This is a genomic window from Donghicola sp. XS_ASV15, assembly GCF_041224595.1.
Classification (GTDB): Bacteria; Pseudomonadota; Alphaproteobacteria; order Rhodobacterales; family Rhodobacteraceae; genus Donghicola.
On record NZ_JBGFGN010000103.1, the window covers coordinates 1 to 13,575 of the forward strand.

Below are 13,575 nucleotides of genomic sequence, written 5' to 3' on the forward strand. Positions count from 1 at the left end.
GAACCTCACAGAATTGGCCTGACGGCCAATGCGCCTTGGACCGGGCTTGCTATATGAGGGCCGCACGCTCCAAGGCGCTCGCCCCAAACTGGCCGACTTTTGCTCCGCCACAATGGCCGAATTTTACTCCGCCGTTGACATCGGCCCGATCATAATCCCCGAACTGTGGCCGCATCTCGTCCTTGCGCTGGATATCGCTTTCCAGAAATTCCTCGGTCGTATCCCGCGAGTGAATCAGCCCTGACAGCTTCGACAGCATAAAGGCGACCAGCACGTCGTTCATGCGCGTGGTGTAGCCATTTCCTTGTTTCTTGAAAAACCGAACAACGTCCTCTTCGACCCACAGCGTCACCTTCTTCTTCCGCCCTGCCCCGCGCCGGTTCAGCATGTCTCGCCAGTCCGACGGAATGCGTTTGTCGTTAATGATTGGCTGGTGCAGGTCCCACTCCAGTCGGGCCAGAACATCCATCAGATAGCCAAAGTGTTCGCGTTGTTTGGGGGTTTTGATTTCGGGGATCAGCATGGCACACCTCATCGACTTGGATGCCTAACAGTCCGCAAATTGGGTTAAAGCGTCCTGCCCCGACCGTACGCAACGTCTGTACGTCAGCCATACGCTTGCCAGCCGTGATCCAGACGCTAAAAGAAGCGCCATGGCCAAGCTCTATTTCCACTACTCCACCATGAACGCGGGCAAATCGACGGTTTTGCTGCAGGCATCCCATAACTATCTGGAAAGAGGGATGAAAACCTATCTCCTGACCGCCGAAATCGACGGCCGCGCAGGGACAGGCCGCATCGCCAGCCGCATCGGCATCGGCGCGGACGCGGATACCTTCAACCCACTGGAAAACCTAGAGGAAAAAGTCCTTTCCCGCCTGAAATCCGGCCCGATCACCTGCATTTTCGTGGACGAAGCCCAGTTCCTGACCGAAGACCAAGTCTGGCAACTTGCCCGAATTGTTGACGATTTGTCCATTCCGGTCATGTGCTACGGCTTACGTGTTGATTTCCTTGGAAAACTTTTCCCCGGATCGGCGGCACTCCTCGCCTTGGCAGACGAAATGCGAGAAGTCCGCACAATCTGCCATTGCGGCAAAAAAGCCACCATGGTCATCCGCAAAAACCCCGACGGCACCGTCCAAACCTCTGGAAATCAAGTGCAAATTGGCGGCAACGAAACCTACATCAGCCTCTGCCGCCGCCACTTCAGAGAGGCCACGGGCGACGCGACCATCACCTCTTAACCTCTTTCTTGGTAAAAATACCCAAATCAGACGGGATTCACCAATTCCCGCACTTCGGCAAACGCGATCAGGTTCTCAACTGCGACCATGCCCATCGCCTCGCGCACTTCCAGCGCCGCTGTGCCCAGATGCGGCAACAAAACAACGTCCGAGCGGGCCATTAACGTTTCGGGAACCTCTGGTTCATTTTCGTAAACGTCCAAGCCCGCACCTGCGATCTTTCGAGCTTCCAAAGCCGCAATCAGTGCCGCCTCGTCCACCACATCACCCCGAGCGATGTTTACCAAATACCCGTTAGGTCCCAGCGCCTTTAGCACCTCGGCATCCACCAGATGCCGCGTCTCAGCGCCGCCAGGAACGGCGACAACCAGCACATCCACCGCAGCCGCCAGCTCTGCCGCAGACTTGTGCCAAGACGTCTCCATCACCGCCTCTTTGGGCGTCCGAGAGCAGTAATGCACCGTCATATCAAACCCATAGTGGCAGCGCCGTGCAATGGCCTGACCAATGCGCCCCATCCCCAGAATGCCCAAGCGTTTGCCCGTCAAGTGCATCCCCAGCATCTGCGTAGGATGCCAACCGGTCCAGCCGCCAGAGCGCACCAGACGCTCGCCTTCGCCAGCGCGGCGCGTGACCATCAGCATTAAAGTCAGCGCAATATCTGCCGTTGCATCAGTAACAGCGCCGGGAGTGTTGGTGACCAGAACGCCAGCGCCCTTGGCCGCAGCCACGTCAATATGATTAAAGCCAACCCCGAAATTCGCCAGCAGCTTGCAGCGCGGCTGATCTACGGCGGCAAACACCTCGGCGCTATAAAGATCGCGCAGGGTGGGCAAAACTACGTCATAATCGCGCAGGCTTGCCGTCATTTCATCGAATTCCATAGGCAATTCGCTGGAACGGACGGTCATTTCAAACCGCTCGCTCAAGGCATTCAGGACCTTTTCGGGCAGCGGGCGGGTCACAAACAGCTTCAACATAGGCGCGCTCCGATTGGGGCTTCTTTGTCTGGGGTGGCCAGTACGACTGCATCGTCGGCGTCGTGGAAGCCAAGAACTAGAACCTCGGACATGAACTTGCCGATTTGGCGCGGCGGGAAATTCACCACGCCCATGACCAAGCGGCCGACTAACTCGTCGGGCGCATAGTGCGCGGTGATCTGAGCAGAGCTGCGTTTTTCCCCAATCTCGGGCCCGAAATCGATCCAAAGCTTGATCGCGGGCTTGCGCGCCTCTGGATAGGGTTCGGCTTTGACCACGCGGCCGACGCGGATGTCGACCTTGGCGAATTCGTCATAGGAAATCTCAGCCACGGCCCAACTCCCGACTGCGGTCTGCGGCGGCCTTGATGGTCGCGCGGACCAGAGGCGGCAAACCAGCGTTCTCGTCCATCAGCACTTCGAGACCCGCTTGGGTGGTCCCATTCGGGCTGGTCACGTTCACGCGCAGCTGCGCGGGCGCCTCGTTCGCCCCTTCGGCCAAGGCCCCTGCTCCCGCCACAGTCGCCTGCGCCAGTTTCATCGCCAGTTCGGGCGACAGACCCTCAGCCTCGCCAGCGGCAGCGAGGCATTCGATCATGTGGAACACGTAGGCCGGACCGGATCCGGAGACGGCGGTTACAGCGTCCATCTGGTCCTCGCTCTCCAATCGCACGGTCTGGCCGACCGCCTGCAACAGTGCCTCGGACAGGGCCAGTTGATCTTCGGAAACGTTGGCATTGCCGATCAGCGCGGTGATCCCTTGGCCTACGGCAGCGGGTGTGTTCGGCATACAGCGAATGATCGCACTGTGCGCGCCCAAAGCGGCCTCGTAAGTGGCCAGAGATGTCCCCGCCGCAACCGAGACGAACAGCGTATCGCTGCCCATTTCCGCCAATGTCGGCAGAGCCTCGCCCATCATCTGGGGCTTAACAGCGATGAGAACCAGCGCGGGGTTGGCGGGCAAATCGGCGTTCACATGGACGCCTTGGGCCTGAACCCAGTCAGAGGGGAACGGGTCTATCACCCACACCGAGGTGTTCGGCAATCCGCCCTTGAGCCAGCCCGCCAGCATGGCCGAGCCCATCTTCCCACATCCCAGCAGAACAAGGCCGCGTTCGGCCACGTCTTTCATATCCATAAGGAAATCCCCGTTTTTCAGGGGCAGGTCCAGCCCGCCCCGCCTGAATTTGGGGACAGGTTAGGCGCGGCCGTACGCCTCTGCAATGGCGACTTGCAGGCCATCCGCAGGCTCGCGTCCGCCCCAAGCCACCAGCTGCATCGCAGGATAGAAACGTTCCGCGTTCGACACAGCGCTGCTGATCATCAAGTCCACCTGTGCAGGCGTCGCCAGCTGACCGCCAGCGAGCAGCAGACCATAGCGATAGACCATCAGGCGATGTTTTTCCCAGTAGCTGAACGCACCGGACCAAACCTGATCGTTAATCAGGTTCAACGTCTCATACACCTGCGGCATCCGGTGATGCGGCGGATCCATTTCAAAGGTGCAAACCAGACGCAGCGTCTCGTCATAGTCTGACCACGCCAGGGTGATCGAATACGTGCGCCACTGCCCCACGACCGCCATGGCGATCTGGTTGTCCCCGACCCGGTCGAAATCCCAAGCCCTGTTTTCAGCTAACGTTTCCACGAGGTCGATCGGATGAAGATCGTCGCTCAGAAACTCTTCTGTTACCGCCATGCCGTCACCTCGATTTTTTAGATGGCTTTGGGACGTGGCAGCGCCCCAAGCGCTAGGTGCCTGCTCAAGGAAAAGCGGCATAGCGCCGCCCTCTATACGACATATGGTGCGGGTTATTGATTCGTTCGTCCAGCGATTTCTGCAGGCCGAGTCGCAATAAGTTGTGGATAGATCAGGACAATCGCCCAAATCCGCCCACTTGGTAGCGGGTTGCCGTGCATTCACAAAAGAGTCAAGGGGCGGCACATGCGTACCGCCCCTTGATCCAATTCTCGCCCAAAAATCGGGTAAGTGACTCTTAACCCTGACCTTTTTCCAGAGCATCAAGACGCGCCTTCAGCGCCTCGTTCTCTTCGCGGGCTCTTTGCGCCATGGCGCGCACCGCGTCAAATTCTTCGCGGGTGACAAAGTCCCGCTCGGCCAGCCAACGGTCCAGCACAGAGCTGACTGCGGTCTCGGCCTCTTGCTTTGCGCCTTGGGCGACACCCATGGCGTTGGTCATCAGTTGCGAAAGATCGTCGAAAATCTTGCCCTTGGTCTGCATTGGTGTCTCCGGCGTTACATTTGACTTCTATATGGGGCGTGACGGCGTCAGGCTCAACCTTGACTTCGCCTGAAAGACAACGGCACACAGACGCACATGCAGGCACTTATACCGTACCCCAACTTTTCCCCCGAACTCTTTTCGATCGAAATCGGCGGGTTCGCGTTCGCCCTGCGCTGGTACGCGCTGGCTTATATCGCTGGCCTGATCATCGGCTGGCAGCTCATCGTGCGCGCCCTAAAGCGCCCAAGCCTGTGGCAGAACGACCAGCCCCCGATGACCCCACGCCAAGTCGAAGATCTGCTGACTTGGATTATCCTTGGTGTGATTGTGGGCGGCCGTCTGGGCTTTGTCCTGCTGTACAAACCGCTTTATTACATGGCCCATCCGGCCGAAATCCTGATGGTCTGGCATGGCGGCATGGCCTTTCACGGCGGGTTTGCGGGGGTTGTTGTCGCTGCGTGGCTCTTTGCCGCCCGTAACAACATTCCCAAATGGCCCCTTGCCGATGCGCTGGCGCTGGCAGTGCCCACAGGCCTGCTGCTGGGCCGGATCGCGAACTTTATCAATGCCGAACTTTGGGGCCGTCCGACTGATGTGCCGTGGGCGATGATCTTTCCCACCGATCCGCTTGGCCTGCCCCGCCACCCCAGCCAGCTGTATGAAGCCGCTCTCGAGGGCCTGATCCTTGGCGCGCTTATCCTCTGGATGGTATGGGGCCGCAAATACCTGCGCACGCCGGGCATTGTGACCGGAACATTCGTTGCGGGCTATGGATTGTCGCGCTTTCTCGTCGAATACTTCCGCGAGAGTGATCCGCAGTTCTATGAATCCAACCCCTATGGCTACGCGCTCTGGGTTGGGGACTACGGGCTGAGTATGGGGCAACTTCTGTCGCTTCCCATGCTGCTGATTGGACTTTTTATCATTGCCTACGTGCGCCGCAGACATAGCGTTCGCCCATGACAGAATTGCTTGACCATTTCCTGAGCCGGATTTCCGCCCAAGGCCCGATCTCCTTGGCTGACTACATGAGCACGTGCCTGCTGCATCCGGATCTGGGGTATTACACCAACCGTGACCCGTTGGGTGCACGGGGGGATTTCACTACCGCGCCAGAGATCAGCCAGATGTTCGGCGAAGTCATCGGCCTCGGGCTGGCCCAAGCGTGGATGGATCAAGGCACCCCCCAGCGCTTTGTCATGGCAGAGCTTGGCCCCGGTCGCGGCTCTTTGATGGCCGACATCCTGCGCGCCACGCGCCGCGTGCCGGGGTTTCATGCCGCCGCCGAGGTGCATCTGGTCGAGGCGTCGCCCGCCCTGCGTCAGGCGCAATCGGTGCGCTTGGCCGGCTATATGCCCACGTGGCACGACCACTGCGCAGACCTGCCCGACGATGTGCCGCTCTACCTCGTGGCCAACGAATTCTTTGACGCTCTGCCGATCCGCCAGTTCCAACGCGCTCAGGATGGCTGGAGCGAAATTCTGGTGACCGCGGCCGAAGGGCGCCTGACCCGTGCCCGTGCAACGCCCGCACCTTTGGACGCGCTCGTCCACCGACTTGATGACACGGTCGAGGGTGATTTGGTCGAGACCTGCGCCCCCGCCCGCGCCATGGCCACCGAGATCGGCAGCCGGATCGCCAAGAATGGCGGTGTCGCGCTGATTATCGACTACGGCGACTGGCGCTCTCAGGGGGACACGTTTCAGGCGCTGCGTCGGCACGAATACGCCGACCCGCTGGAGATGCCCGGCCACGCCGACCTGACCGCCCATGTTGATTTCGAGGCGATCGCAACCGCCGCCAGCCCCGCAAAATATACCCGACTGACGGGACAGGGCCTGTTTCTAGAGCGCTTGGGCATCACCGCCCGCGCGCAGGCGCTCGCCAAGCAACTGACCGGAACACCTCTGGAAAACCATATCGCCGCGCATCGCCGCTTGACCCACCCCGAAGAAATGGGAACGCTCTTCAAAGTGCTCGGGATCTACCCCGAGGGCGCCCCAATTCCCGCAGGACTCAGCGAATAATCATGACGCTCGACATCATTTCCGATCCCCTCCTTGCCCCCACCCAACACGGCTTTTTCGGTCGCAAGGGCGGCGCATCCTCGGGGATCTTTGCCGGACTGAACTGCGGCGCGGGGTCGTCTGACCTCAAGGAAATTGTGTCGATCAACCGCGCCCGCGTGGCCGAAGCGATGGGCGTCACACCGCCGAACTTGGTCACCGTCCATCAGACACACTCGGCCACCGCCGTCGCAGTCGATGGCCCACTGGACGCCCCGGTCGAGGCGGACGGCATCGTCACCAAGAACCCAGAGATCGCCATCGCGATTCTGACGGCGGATTGCCAACCCGTCCTGTTCCATGATCCCGAAGCTGGCGTGATCGGCGCGGCCCATGCGGGGTGGAAGGGCGCCGTCGGCGGCATTCTGGACGCCACACTCGACGCGATGGAGCAGATCGGCGCGCAGCGCGCCAACACGCGCGCCCTGATCGGCCCGACGATCAGCCAGCGCGCCTACGAAGTTGGCCCCGAATTTTTCGATGATTTCATCGCGGAGGATGCCGAGAACGCCCGCTTCTTTGCCCAAGGCGAAGGGGATCGTTTGATGTTCGACCTGCCCTCTTACGGCCTGCACCGCCTGCGCAGCGCTGGTGTGGGCGACGCGCAGTGGACCGGTCATTGCACCTATTCGGACCCGGATCGATTCTATTCTTTCCGCCGCACTTGTCATGCAGGAGAGGCGGATTATGGGCGCCTCATTTCCGCCATTCGCCTATAGCGTGTGGAGGGCGGCGCGAGTCCTTTGCAAAAACATATGATAACCGCCTTTAATTCAACAAACTGCCACAGGTTTGCCTTATTCGAGCGCAAAGATATGCGTAAGAAAAACAAACATCGTGAGCGGCAACATGAAACCCAAGACCCGGTTTATCCAATCGGTGCTGAAATCGGCATCCGAAAATTGCACGGCCCCAATGCCTTGGACACGCGGCAAATCCCGAAAAACCATGATTGCCAAACGCGCGGAACCGATTCGTAAGACAGCCTGAACCAGAGCTATCGAATCGCGCCCAAACCTCAATCGCAGTTCATTGCAGAAATAGCGGCACGGCTTGGTGCCGCATGGCGCAACAATCCGGCCCTGTCGCCACGATTGGCCACGAGAAACCGGAACAGTTCCACGTTTTTCGCAAATCTTGCGTCAAATCTTTGACACGCCCGCCCGATTGCGGCATGAATAAGGCAACCCCGCCTCACAGCGGGTTGGTCGTCCTTCGGGACGGTCCTTCCAGACCGCAGGCCTCGCGGTTTATGCCGGAAACGGCGTGTTGAAAGCAAAGAGCGATCCCGACGGAGCCTCAACCGTCACATGGGGTCGCTTTTTTCTTTGTCTGGCATCTGCCCCTCCCTCGGCAACAAAAACGCCCCGCGCATCAGACACGGGGCGGCATCCTTTGCCATATCTATACGCGCGAACCCGCAGGTTCCGTCGCGGATCAGGCGCTGCGGCTCAGACGTTCCTCTAGGACATCGAACGGCACGCCGGGCTCGTCCTTTTCGCCGCGAATGACCAGAGAGGTTTTTACGCTGGCCACATTGTCCGCCTTCAGCAGCTCTTCGGTCAGGAACGACTGGAACGTCGACAGGTCAGGCGCCACGCACTTCAGCAGGAAATCGACCTCGCCATTCAGCATATGGCACTCGCGGACCAGCGGCCACGCACGGCAGCGCGCCTCAAACGCGCTTAGATCCGCTTCGGCCTGACTGATCAGACCGACATTGGCGAAAACTTTGACCTCAAAGCCAAGCGCGCGGGCATCGACTTCGGCGTGATACCCTTTGATGTATCCGGCATCTTCCAAGGTCCGGACACGGCGCAAACAAGGAGGTGCAGAGATTCCGACGCGCTTTGCGAGTTCAACGTTGGTCATTCGGCCATCGGCTTGCAACTCGGCCAGGATTCTTCGATCGATGGGATCAAGTCGTGTTCCGGGCATTGGGCTTTCCTGCTTTTTTCCGAACCTTATACATCCTACCACAGTCTGCGCAACAATCTTTCAACAAAGCGCAAGAAAGTTAAGCGGACTTTCGCAAGACGCAAGGCGGCGCTGCTTTTCGCGCCGTATCACTTGTGCAAGCAGCCCCTTTAACCACCGCGGCGGGGCGTCTATATCCTGCGCCTGAGACAAAGACGCAAGACAGAAAGGTGCCCTATGGCCGAGACCCGTCACACCAAGGTTCTGATCATCGGCTCCGGCCCTGCAGGTTACACCGCAGGTGTCTATGCCAGCCGTGCAATGCTGGAGCCCCTGCTGGTTCAGGGCATCGAGCCCGGCGGTCAGCTGACCACCACCACCGAGGTCGAAAACTGGCCCGGTCACACCGAAATTCAAGGTCCCGAACTGATGACCAACATGGAAGCGCACGCGCGCGCCATGGGCACCGAAATCATTGGCGACTACATCACCAAGCTGGACCTAGAGGTGCGCCCCTTTGTGGCCCACGGCGACAGCGGCACCACCTACACCGCCGACGCGGTTATTCTGGCCACCGGCGCTCGCGCGAAATGGTTGGGCCTGCCGTCGGAAGAGAAGTTCAAAGGTTTCGGCGTGTCTGCCTGCGCGACCTGTGACGGCTTCTTCTATCGCGGCAAGGAGATCGTGGTCATCGGCGGCGGCAACACAGCCGTCGAAGAGGCGCTGTTCCTGACCAACTTCGCCTCCAAAGTAACCCTGATCCACCGCCGCGACTCGCTGCGCGCCGAGAAAATCCTGCAGGACCGCCTTTTCAAGCACGAAAAGATCGAGGTTCTGTGGAACCACGCGATCGAAGAAGTTGTCGGCACCGAAGCGCCCCTTGGCGTCACTGGAGTCAAAGCCAAGCACGTGGACACCGGCGAGATCACCGACATCGCGTGTGACGGTTTCTTTGTGGCGATCGGCCACGCGCCCGCGAACGAACTGGTCAAAGATGTGCTGGAAACCCATTCGGGCGGCTACGTGGTCACCAAGCCTGACAGCACCGCAACCTCGATCCCCGGTGTGTTCGCGGCAGGCGACCTGACCGACGATAAATACCGTCAGGCGATCACCTCGGCTGGCATGGGCTGTATGGCCGCTCTGGAAGCGGAACGCTTCCTTGCGGAACAGGGTGACGCGGAATAATCCCTTAAAAACAACAAAGGCTGCCCGCGATGGCAGCCTTTTTCATTACTTCATGAAATAACAAAGGCGGCCCATCAGGCCGCCTTGTTTGCCCCTTTAGCGGGCGAATGGTTCAGTGCACCGCGACCGGTGCCATATCGTTGTCCCAAGCGAGAGCAAATGCCATCTCTCGGTCACGGACCAGAGCAAGACGCTCTCCGTCTGTGTCGTGCAACGCGTACAAGGTTGTCAGCCCCTCTGCTTGCTCTTGAACGTCCTCGGGAAGGTCAGCAACCTCGACGGAACGAACATAGACGATCTTGCGTTCGGCGCCGCTGATGAAATCGACTTTGGTGTCCATAGTCTTCACCCCTTTCGGATTTTGATTTCCTGTACCACCGCGTCAGGCACGGTGCGGTTCAGATCGATGTGAAGCAGGCCGTTTTCCATAGAGGCCTCGCCGACGTCGACTCCGTCCGCTAATACAAAGCTACGCTGGAACTGCCGTGCGGCAATGCCCCTATGCAGAAAAACCCGCTCTGCACTGTCATCTTGCTGCCTTCCACGCACAACAAGTTGGCGATCTTCGACAGTTATTGACAAATCTTCCTCTCGGAAGCCCGCTAAGGCGAGCGTAATCCGGTAGGATCGGTCAGAGGTTTGTTCGATATTATAGGGGGGATAGCCTTCGTTGCCGCTTTTGGCGGTTCGTTCGACCAGGCGTTCCAGTTGTTCGAACCCCAACAAATAGGGGTGCGCACCAAGAGTGAGTTTCGTCATCGACATGTCCTTATATCAAGCGACCGTCTGGCAGGCCCCGCTATGGCAACCCGCCTTGTCCCCCCAAATATGGTAGCGCAACAATCGGTGCGCAAGACCTTTGCGAAAAGCCTAACGACTTGGTACTATGGAACTCTGTTTTTACATCCGGTGTCCAAAATGAACGCACGCAGCGAAATTTCCATGACCGAAGAAGAAGTGCTCCGCTACGAGCTGGAGGTGTTCAAGGTCAAGCACCGCGATCTGGACGAGGCGATCACAGCCCTGCAGGAAAAGGGCACGGCTGACGCGCTGACCCTGCAGCGGTTGAAACGCGAGAAACTGCATCTCAAGGACCGGATGGAACGCATCCGCGACCAACTGACCCCTGACATTATTGCGTAATCTAGTGTGTGCGCTATAAGGCGCACTCAATTTGCTAGAGGATTGCCAATGACCCAGCCGCGCGTAGGGATCATCATGGGCAGCCAGTCGGACTGGCCCACCATGAAAGAAGCCGCCGATATGCTTGATGCCCTCGGGATCGAACACGAGGTCAAGATCGTATCCGCTCACCGCACCCCCGACCGCCTTTGGGATTACGGTAAAACTGCCGCGGACCGTGGATTGCACGTGATCATCGCGGGCGCTGGCGGTGCAGCCCACTTGCCCGGCATGATGGCCTCGAAAACCCGCATCCCCGTGATCGGTGTGCCCGTGCAGACCAAGGCGCTGTCTGGTGTCGATAGCCTCTATTCCATCCTGCAGATGCCCCGTGGCTTCCCCGTGGCGACAATGGCTATCGGCGGCGCAGGCGCTGCCAACGCGGGCCTGATGGCTGCTGGAATTCTGGCCGTGAACGATCCCGACCTGGCCGAACGCCTTGATAAATGGCGCGCGGACCTGTCCGCCTCCATCGCAGAGGAGCCCGTCCGTGACTGAGCCCCTCGCCCCCGGTAGCACCATTGGCATTTTGGGCGGCGGTCAGCTTGGCCGGATGCTCGCACTGGCAGCGGCCCGTCTGGGTTTGCGTACCGCGATCTTTGATCCCGATCCGAACGCCCCCGCAGGCCAAGTCAGCGACAGCCTGACCACCGCCGCTTACACCGACGCTAACGCCTTGAAAGCATGGGTAGAAACCGTCGATGTCGTCACCTACGAGTTCGAGAATATCCCGACCGAGGCGCTGGACATTCTGGAATCGGCCAAGCCGATCCATCCGAACCGCAAGGCGCTGGCTGTCTCTCAGGACCGCCTGACGGAAAAGGCGTTCCTCTCCGATCTGGGCCTGAAAACCGCTCCCTTCGCCGCGATCGACGACATGGACGACATGACCGAGGCGCTGGCCGAAATCGGCGCCCCCGCGATCTTGAAAACCCGCCGCTTCGGCTACGACGGCAAGGGACAGGCCCGCATCATGGCCCCCGAGGATGCAGAACAAGCATTGGCTGACATGAACGGCGCCCCTGCGATTTTCGAAGGCTTCGTGAATTTCACCCACGAGGTCTCCGTGATCGCCGCCCGTGGCACCACCGGCGAAGTTGCGTGCTTTGATCCCGGCGAGAACGTGCACGTGAACGGCATCCTGCACACCACCACCGTGCCCGCGAACCTGACCGGCAAGCAGCGCACCGACGCGGTTCTGCTGGCGGGTCAGATCCTGAACCGTCTGGGCTACGTTGGCGTGATGGGTGTGGAACTTTTCGTAACGCCCCAAGGACTTGTGGTCAACGAGATCGCGCCCCGCGTACACAACTCGGGCCACTGGACCCAAGCAGGCTGCGCCGTGGACCAGTTCGAACAGCACATCCGCGCCGTGGCGGGCTGGCCCCTTGGTGATGGCGCGCGCCACGCTGATGTGGTCATGACCAACCTGATCGGCGACGACGCGCACACTTGGCCGGAATTGGCCAAAGAGGCGGACACCCAAATCCACCTCTATGGCAAAGCCGAAGCCCGCGCTGGTCGCAAAATGGGCCACGTCAACCGCGTGATCCGCGCTAAATAAAACGCTCCGCGAGCGGAGAGGTCATATAGGTGATCTTTCCGCCCGCCATCGTCGCGCCCACACGGCCCGTGTCGCGGTTGAAAATCACCAGATCGGCGCGTTTTCCAGCTTCAATCACACCGCGATCCGTCAGACCCAGCACCTTGGCCGGCCCCTCTGACACCAGCCGCCACGCGGCAGGCAGATCGCAGATGCCCTTTTTCACCAGTTCCAGCGCCGCATAGCGCGGGCTCGGATAGTGGTAATCGGACGCCAAGGCATCACACAGCCCCATCCCCACAATCTCTCGCGCGCTGACCTTGCCCGCATGGCTGGCCCCACGCACGATATTGGGCGAACCCATCACAACCAGATCGCCCGCGTCCCGTGCGGCCTGCGCGGCCTCAATCGTTTCGGGAAATTCACTGACATTCGCGCCCAAACTACGGAACTTTGCGCGTTTCTCAGCGGTGTCATCGTCGTGGCTGCCAATTTGCACGCCCCGCTTCGTCAATTCAGCAGAAAAGGCCTGCAATTCGCCAAAGACACGGTCACTTAGACCATGCAGCCGTTTCATGTTCTCCAGATGCTTTTCCGGACTCCGTCCGGACTTCAAAGCCTGCCCCGTCAGCCGAGGCGGCGTTTTTCCGGCCGCCAAACGGTCATGGGGCAAATGGTCATTAAAAACGACGTATCGCAGCCCCGTTTTGTCGATTAGCCGAAGTACATCGTCGAATTGCTCGAACATATGGGTTTCCAGCCGCAACTGCAGCCGGAGATCTGTTTTCACCTGTGGCGCGGCCTGCTCCCATGCAGAAAACAGGCGATCCGCGAACTCAGGGCCCCGCATCCCGCCCTCCCAGCTGTAAAACTGGGCCAAAACGGCTGTGGTGATGCCATTTGCGGCCAATTCAGCCTCTACGCTGAACAAACCGTGCTCCATCGCGGTCAGTGCTCCGCGCCGAACGGCTACATGACGCTCGAACCCGTCGCCATGCACATCCACGATGCCGGGCGCGACGGTCCAGCCGCTCAGATCGACTTTCCGACCAACTGCATCGGCAATTCCGCCATCAACCCCTTCGTTTCCACCGAAGATTTCGGCGATTTGACCATCTGCGATCAACAAGGTACTGCGCCCCGAGGCGTCGCGCCCCAGAACATCCCCGTTTTCAAGGATCAAAGCTTGATTTGACATGGGCGTCCT

The 13,575-nt window shown here is 59.7% G+C and carries 18 protein-coding genes; 8 read left to right on the forward strand and 10 right to left on the reverse strand.

The features are described 5' to 3' along the window. Positions 1-49: 49 nt before the first annotated feature. Entirely contained in the window at positions 50-523 is a 474-nt protein-coding gene (locus tag AB9K37_RS03390) for a BrnA antitoxin family protein (protein ID WP_369835557.1), read from the reverse strand. 130 nt (positions 524-653) lie between these two features. On the opposite strand from AB9K37_RS03390, the gene AB9K37_RS03395 reads away from it, so the two are divergent. Then, a complete protein-coding gene (locus AB9K37_RS03395; RefSeq protein WP_369835558.1) occupies positions 654-1,247 on the forward strand; it encodes a thymidine kinase in 594 nt (197 codons plus the stop codon). Positions 1,248-1,273: 26 nt separating this feature from the next. Here the strand turns inward: AB9K37_RS03395 and AB9K37_RS03400 are convergent, their stop codons facing one another. The 5 genes from AB9K37_RS03400 to AB9K37_RS03420 form a co-directional block, all read right to left on the reverse strand. Continuing rightward, positions 1,274-2,227 (reverse strand): 2-hydroxyacid dehydrogenase, encoded by a 954-nt coding sequence (locus AB9K37_RS03400; protein WP_369835559.1) that lies wholly within the window; start codon positions 2,225-2,227, stop codon positions 1,274-1,276. Beyond that, entirely contained in the window at positions 2,221-2,559 is a 339-nt protein-coding gene (locus tag AB9K37_RS03405; protein WP_369835560.1) for a tRNA-binding protein, read from the reverse strand. Before AB9K37_RS03405 ends, AB9K37_RS03400 begins: the two co-directional genes overlap by 7 nt. Further along, on the reverse strand, positions 2,552-3,364 hold the full coding sequence (proC, locus tag AB9K37_RS03410) for a pyrroline-5-carboxylate reductase (RefSeq protein WP_369835561.1): 813 nt from the start codon (positions 3,362-3,364) through the stop codon (positions 2,552-2,554). Before proC ends, AB9K37_RS03405 begins: the two co-directional genes overlap by 8 nt. 60 nt (positions 3,365-3,424) lie before the next feature. Beyond that, on the reverse strand, positions 3,425-3,925 hold the full coding sequence (locus AB9K37_RS03415; protein ID WP_303961033.1) for a YbjN domain-containing protein: 501 nt from the start codon (positions 3,923-3,925) through the stop codon (positions 3,425-3,427). Between the two features lie 298 nt (positions 3,926-4,223). Next, the gene (locus tag AB9K37_RS03420; protein ID WP_369835562.1) at positions 4,224-4,469 is read right to left on the reverse strand and encodes an accessory factor UbiK family protein; all 246 of its coding nucleotides are present in this window, start codon (positions 4,467-4,469) and stop codon (positions 4,224-4,226) included. 96 nt (positions 4,470-4,565) lie between these two features. On the opposite strand from AB9K37_RS03420, the gene lgt reads away from it, so the two are divergent. Genes lgt through pgeF form a run of 3 tightly spaced genes read left to right on the forward strand, consistent with a single transcriptional unit; the run spans position 4,566 to position 7,257 of the window. Next, positions 4,566-5,435, forward strand: coding sequence for a prolipoprotein diacylglyceryl transferase (gene lgt, locus AB9K37_RS03425; protein WP_369835563.1), 870 nt, complete (start codon positions 4,566-4,568; stop codon positions 5,433-5,435). After that, the gene (locus AB9K37_RS03430; protein ID WP_369835564.1) at positions 5,432-6,499 is read left to right on the forward strand and encodes a class I SAM-dependent methyltransferase; all 1,068 of its coding nucleotides are present in this window, start codon (positions 5,432-5,434) and stop codon (positions 6,497-6,499) included. Before lgt ends, AB9K37_RS03430 begins: the two co-directional genes overlap by 4 nt. Positions 6,500-6,501: 2 nt before the next feature. Continuing rightward, a complete protein-coding gene (gene pgeF, locus AB9K37_RS03435; RefSeq protein WP_369835565.1) occupies positions 6,502-7,257 on the forward strand; it encodes a peptidoglycan editing factor PgeF in 756 nt (251 codons plus the stop codon). Between the two features lie 718 nt (positions 7,258-7,975). Here the strand turns inward: pgeF and AB9K37_RS03440 are convergent. Beyond that, a complete protein-coding gene (locus AB9K37_RS03440) occupies positions 7,976-8,476 on the reverse strand; it encodes an Lrp/AsnC family transcriptional regulator (protein WP_072704980.1) in 501 nt (166 codons plus the stop codon). A gap of 216 nt (positions 8,477-8,692) precedes the next feature. Between AB9K37_RS03440 and trxB the strand changes: the two genes are divergently transcribed. Continuing rightward, positions 8,693-9,643: a thioredoxin-disulfide reductase gene (gene trxB, locus AB9K37_RS03445; protein WP_369835566.1), complete on the forward strand. Its 951-nt coding sequence runs from the start codon at positions 8,693-8,695 to the stop codon at positions 9,641-9,643. A gap of 112 nt (positions 9,644-9,755) precedes the next feature. Here the strand turns inward: trxB and AB9K37_RS03450 are convergent, their stop codons facing one another. Further along, positions 9,756-9,983 (reverse strand): DUF1150 family protein, encoded by a 228-nt coding sequence (locus tag AB9K37_RS03450; RefSeq protein ID WP_072704973.1) that lies wholly within the window; start codon positions 9,981-9,983, stop codon positions 9,756-9,758. Between the two features lie 5 nt (positions 9,984-9,988). Further along, positions 9,989-10,402 (reverse strand): Hsp20 family protein, encoded by a 414-nt coding sequence (locus tag AB9K37_RS03455; RefSeq protein ID WP_072704970.1) that lies wholly within the window; start codon positions 10,400-10,402, stop codon positions 9,989-9,991. Between the two features lie 159 nt (positions 10,403-10,561). On the opposite strand from AB9K37_RS03455, the gene AB9K37_RS03460 reads away from it, so the two are divergent. From AB9K37_RS03460 to AB9K37_RS03470, 3 genes are read left to right on the forward strand one after another with little or no spacing between them, the layout of a single operon-like run. Next, positions 10,562-10,786, forward strand: coding sequence for a YdcH family protein (locus AB9K37_RS03460; RefSeq protein ID WP_369835567.1), 225 nt, complete (start codon positions 10,562-10,564; stop codon positions 10,784-10,786). Between the two features lie 48 nt (positions 10,787-10,834). Next, positions 10,835-11,323, forward strand: coding sequence for a 5-(carboxyamino)imidazole ribonucleotide mutase (gene purE / locus AB9K37_RS03465; protein ID WP_293709626.1), 489 nt, complete (start codon positions 10,835-10,837; stop codon positions 11,321-11,323). Continuing rightward, positions 11,316-12,389 (forward strand): 5-(carboxyamino)imidazole ribonucleotide synthase, encoded by a 1,074-nt coding sequence (locus AB9K37_RS03470; RefSeq protein WP_369835568.1) that lies wholly within the window; start codon positions 11,316-11,318, stop codon positions 12,387-12,389. Before purE ends, AB9K37_RS03470 begins: the two co-directional genes overlap by 8 nt. Here AB9K37_RS03470 and AB9K37_RS03475 read toward each other — a convergent pair. Beyond that, entirely contained in the window at positions 12,382-13,566 is a 1,185-nt protein-coding gene (locus AB9K37_RS03475; protein ID WP_369835569.1) for an alpha-D-ribose 1-methylphosphonate 5-triphosphate diphosphatase, read from the reverse strand. The genes AB9K37_RS03470 and AB9K37_RS03475 overlap by 8 nt on opposite strands. Between the last annotated feature and the right edge of the window lie 9 nt (positions 13,567-13,575).

Excerpts from the sequence above, each read along its gene's own strand:
- AB9K37_RS03390 (WP_369835557.1), bottom strand. The coding sequence starts at position 523 with ATGCTGATCCCCGAAATCAAAACCCCCAAACAACGCGAACACTTTGGC.
- AB9K37_RS03395 (WP_369835558.1), top strand. The coding sequence starts at position 654 with ATGGCCAAGCTCTATTTCCACTACTCCACCATGAACGCGGGCAAATCG.
- AB9K37_RS03400 (WP_369835559.1), bottom strand. The coding sequence starts at position 2,227 with ATGTTGAAGCTGTTTGTGACCCGCCCGCTGCCCGAAAAGGTCCTGAAT.
- proC (WP_369835561.1), bottom strand. The coding sequence starts at position 3,364 with ATGGATATGAAAGACGTGGCCGAACGCGGCCTTGTTCTGCTGGGATGT.
- AB9K37_RS03415 (WP_303961033.1), bottom strand. The coding sequence starts at position 3,925 with ATGGCGGTAACAGAAGAGTTTCTGAGCGACGATCTTCATCCGATCGAC.
- AB9K37_RS03420 (WP_369835562.1), bottom strand. The coding sequence starts at position 4,469 with ATGCAGACCAAGGGCAAGATTTTCGACGATCTTTCGCAACTGATGACC.
- lgt (WP_369835563.1), top strand. The coding sequence starts at position 4,566 with ATGCAGGCACTTATACCGTACCCCAACTTTTCCCCCGAACTCTTTTCG.
- AB9K37_RS03430 (WP_369835564.1), top strand. The coding sequence starts at position 5,432 with ATGACAGAATTGCTTGACCATTTCCTGAGCCGGATTTCCGCCCAAGGC.
- pgeF (WP_369835565.1), top strand. The coding sequence starts at position 6,502 with ATGACGCTCGACATCATTTCCGATCCCCTCCTTGCCCCCACCCAACAC.
- AB9K37_RS03440 (WP_072704980.1), bottom strand. The coding sequence starts at position 8,476 with ATGCCCGGAACACGACTTGATCCCATCGATCGAAGAATCCTGGCCGAG.
- trxB (WP_369835566.1), top strand. The coding sequence starts at position 8,693 with ATGGCCGAGACCCGTCACACCAAGGTTCTGATCATCGGCTCCGGCCCT.
- AB9K37_RS03450 (WP_072704973.1), bottom strand. The coding sequence starts at position 9,983 with ATGGACACCAAAGTCGATTTCATCAGCGGCGCCGAACGCAAGATCGTC.
- AB9K37_RS03455 (WP_072704970.1), bottom strand. The coding sequence starts at position 10,402 with ATGACGAAACTCACTCTTGGTGCGCACCCCTATTTGTTGGGGTTCGAA.
- AB9K37_RS03460 (WP_369835567.1), top strand. The coding sequence starts at position 10,562 with ATGAACGCACGCAGCGAAATTTCCATGACCGAAGAAGAAGTGCTCCGC.
- purE (WP_293709626.1), top strand. The coding sequence starts at position 10,835 with ATGACCCAGCCGCGCGTAGGGATCATCATGGGCAGCCAGTCGGACTGG.
- AB9K37_RS03475 (WP_369835569.1), bottom strand. The coding sequence starts at position 13,566 with ATGTCAAATCAAGCTTTGATCCTTGAAAACGGGGATGTTCTGGGGCGC.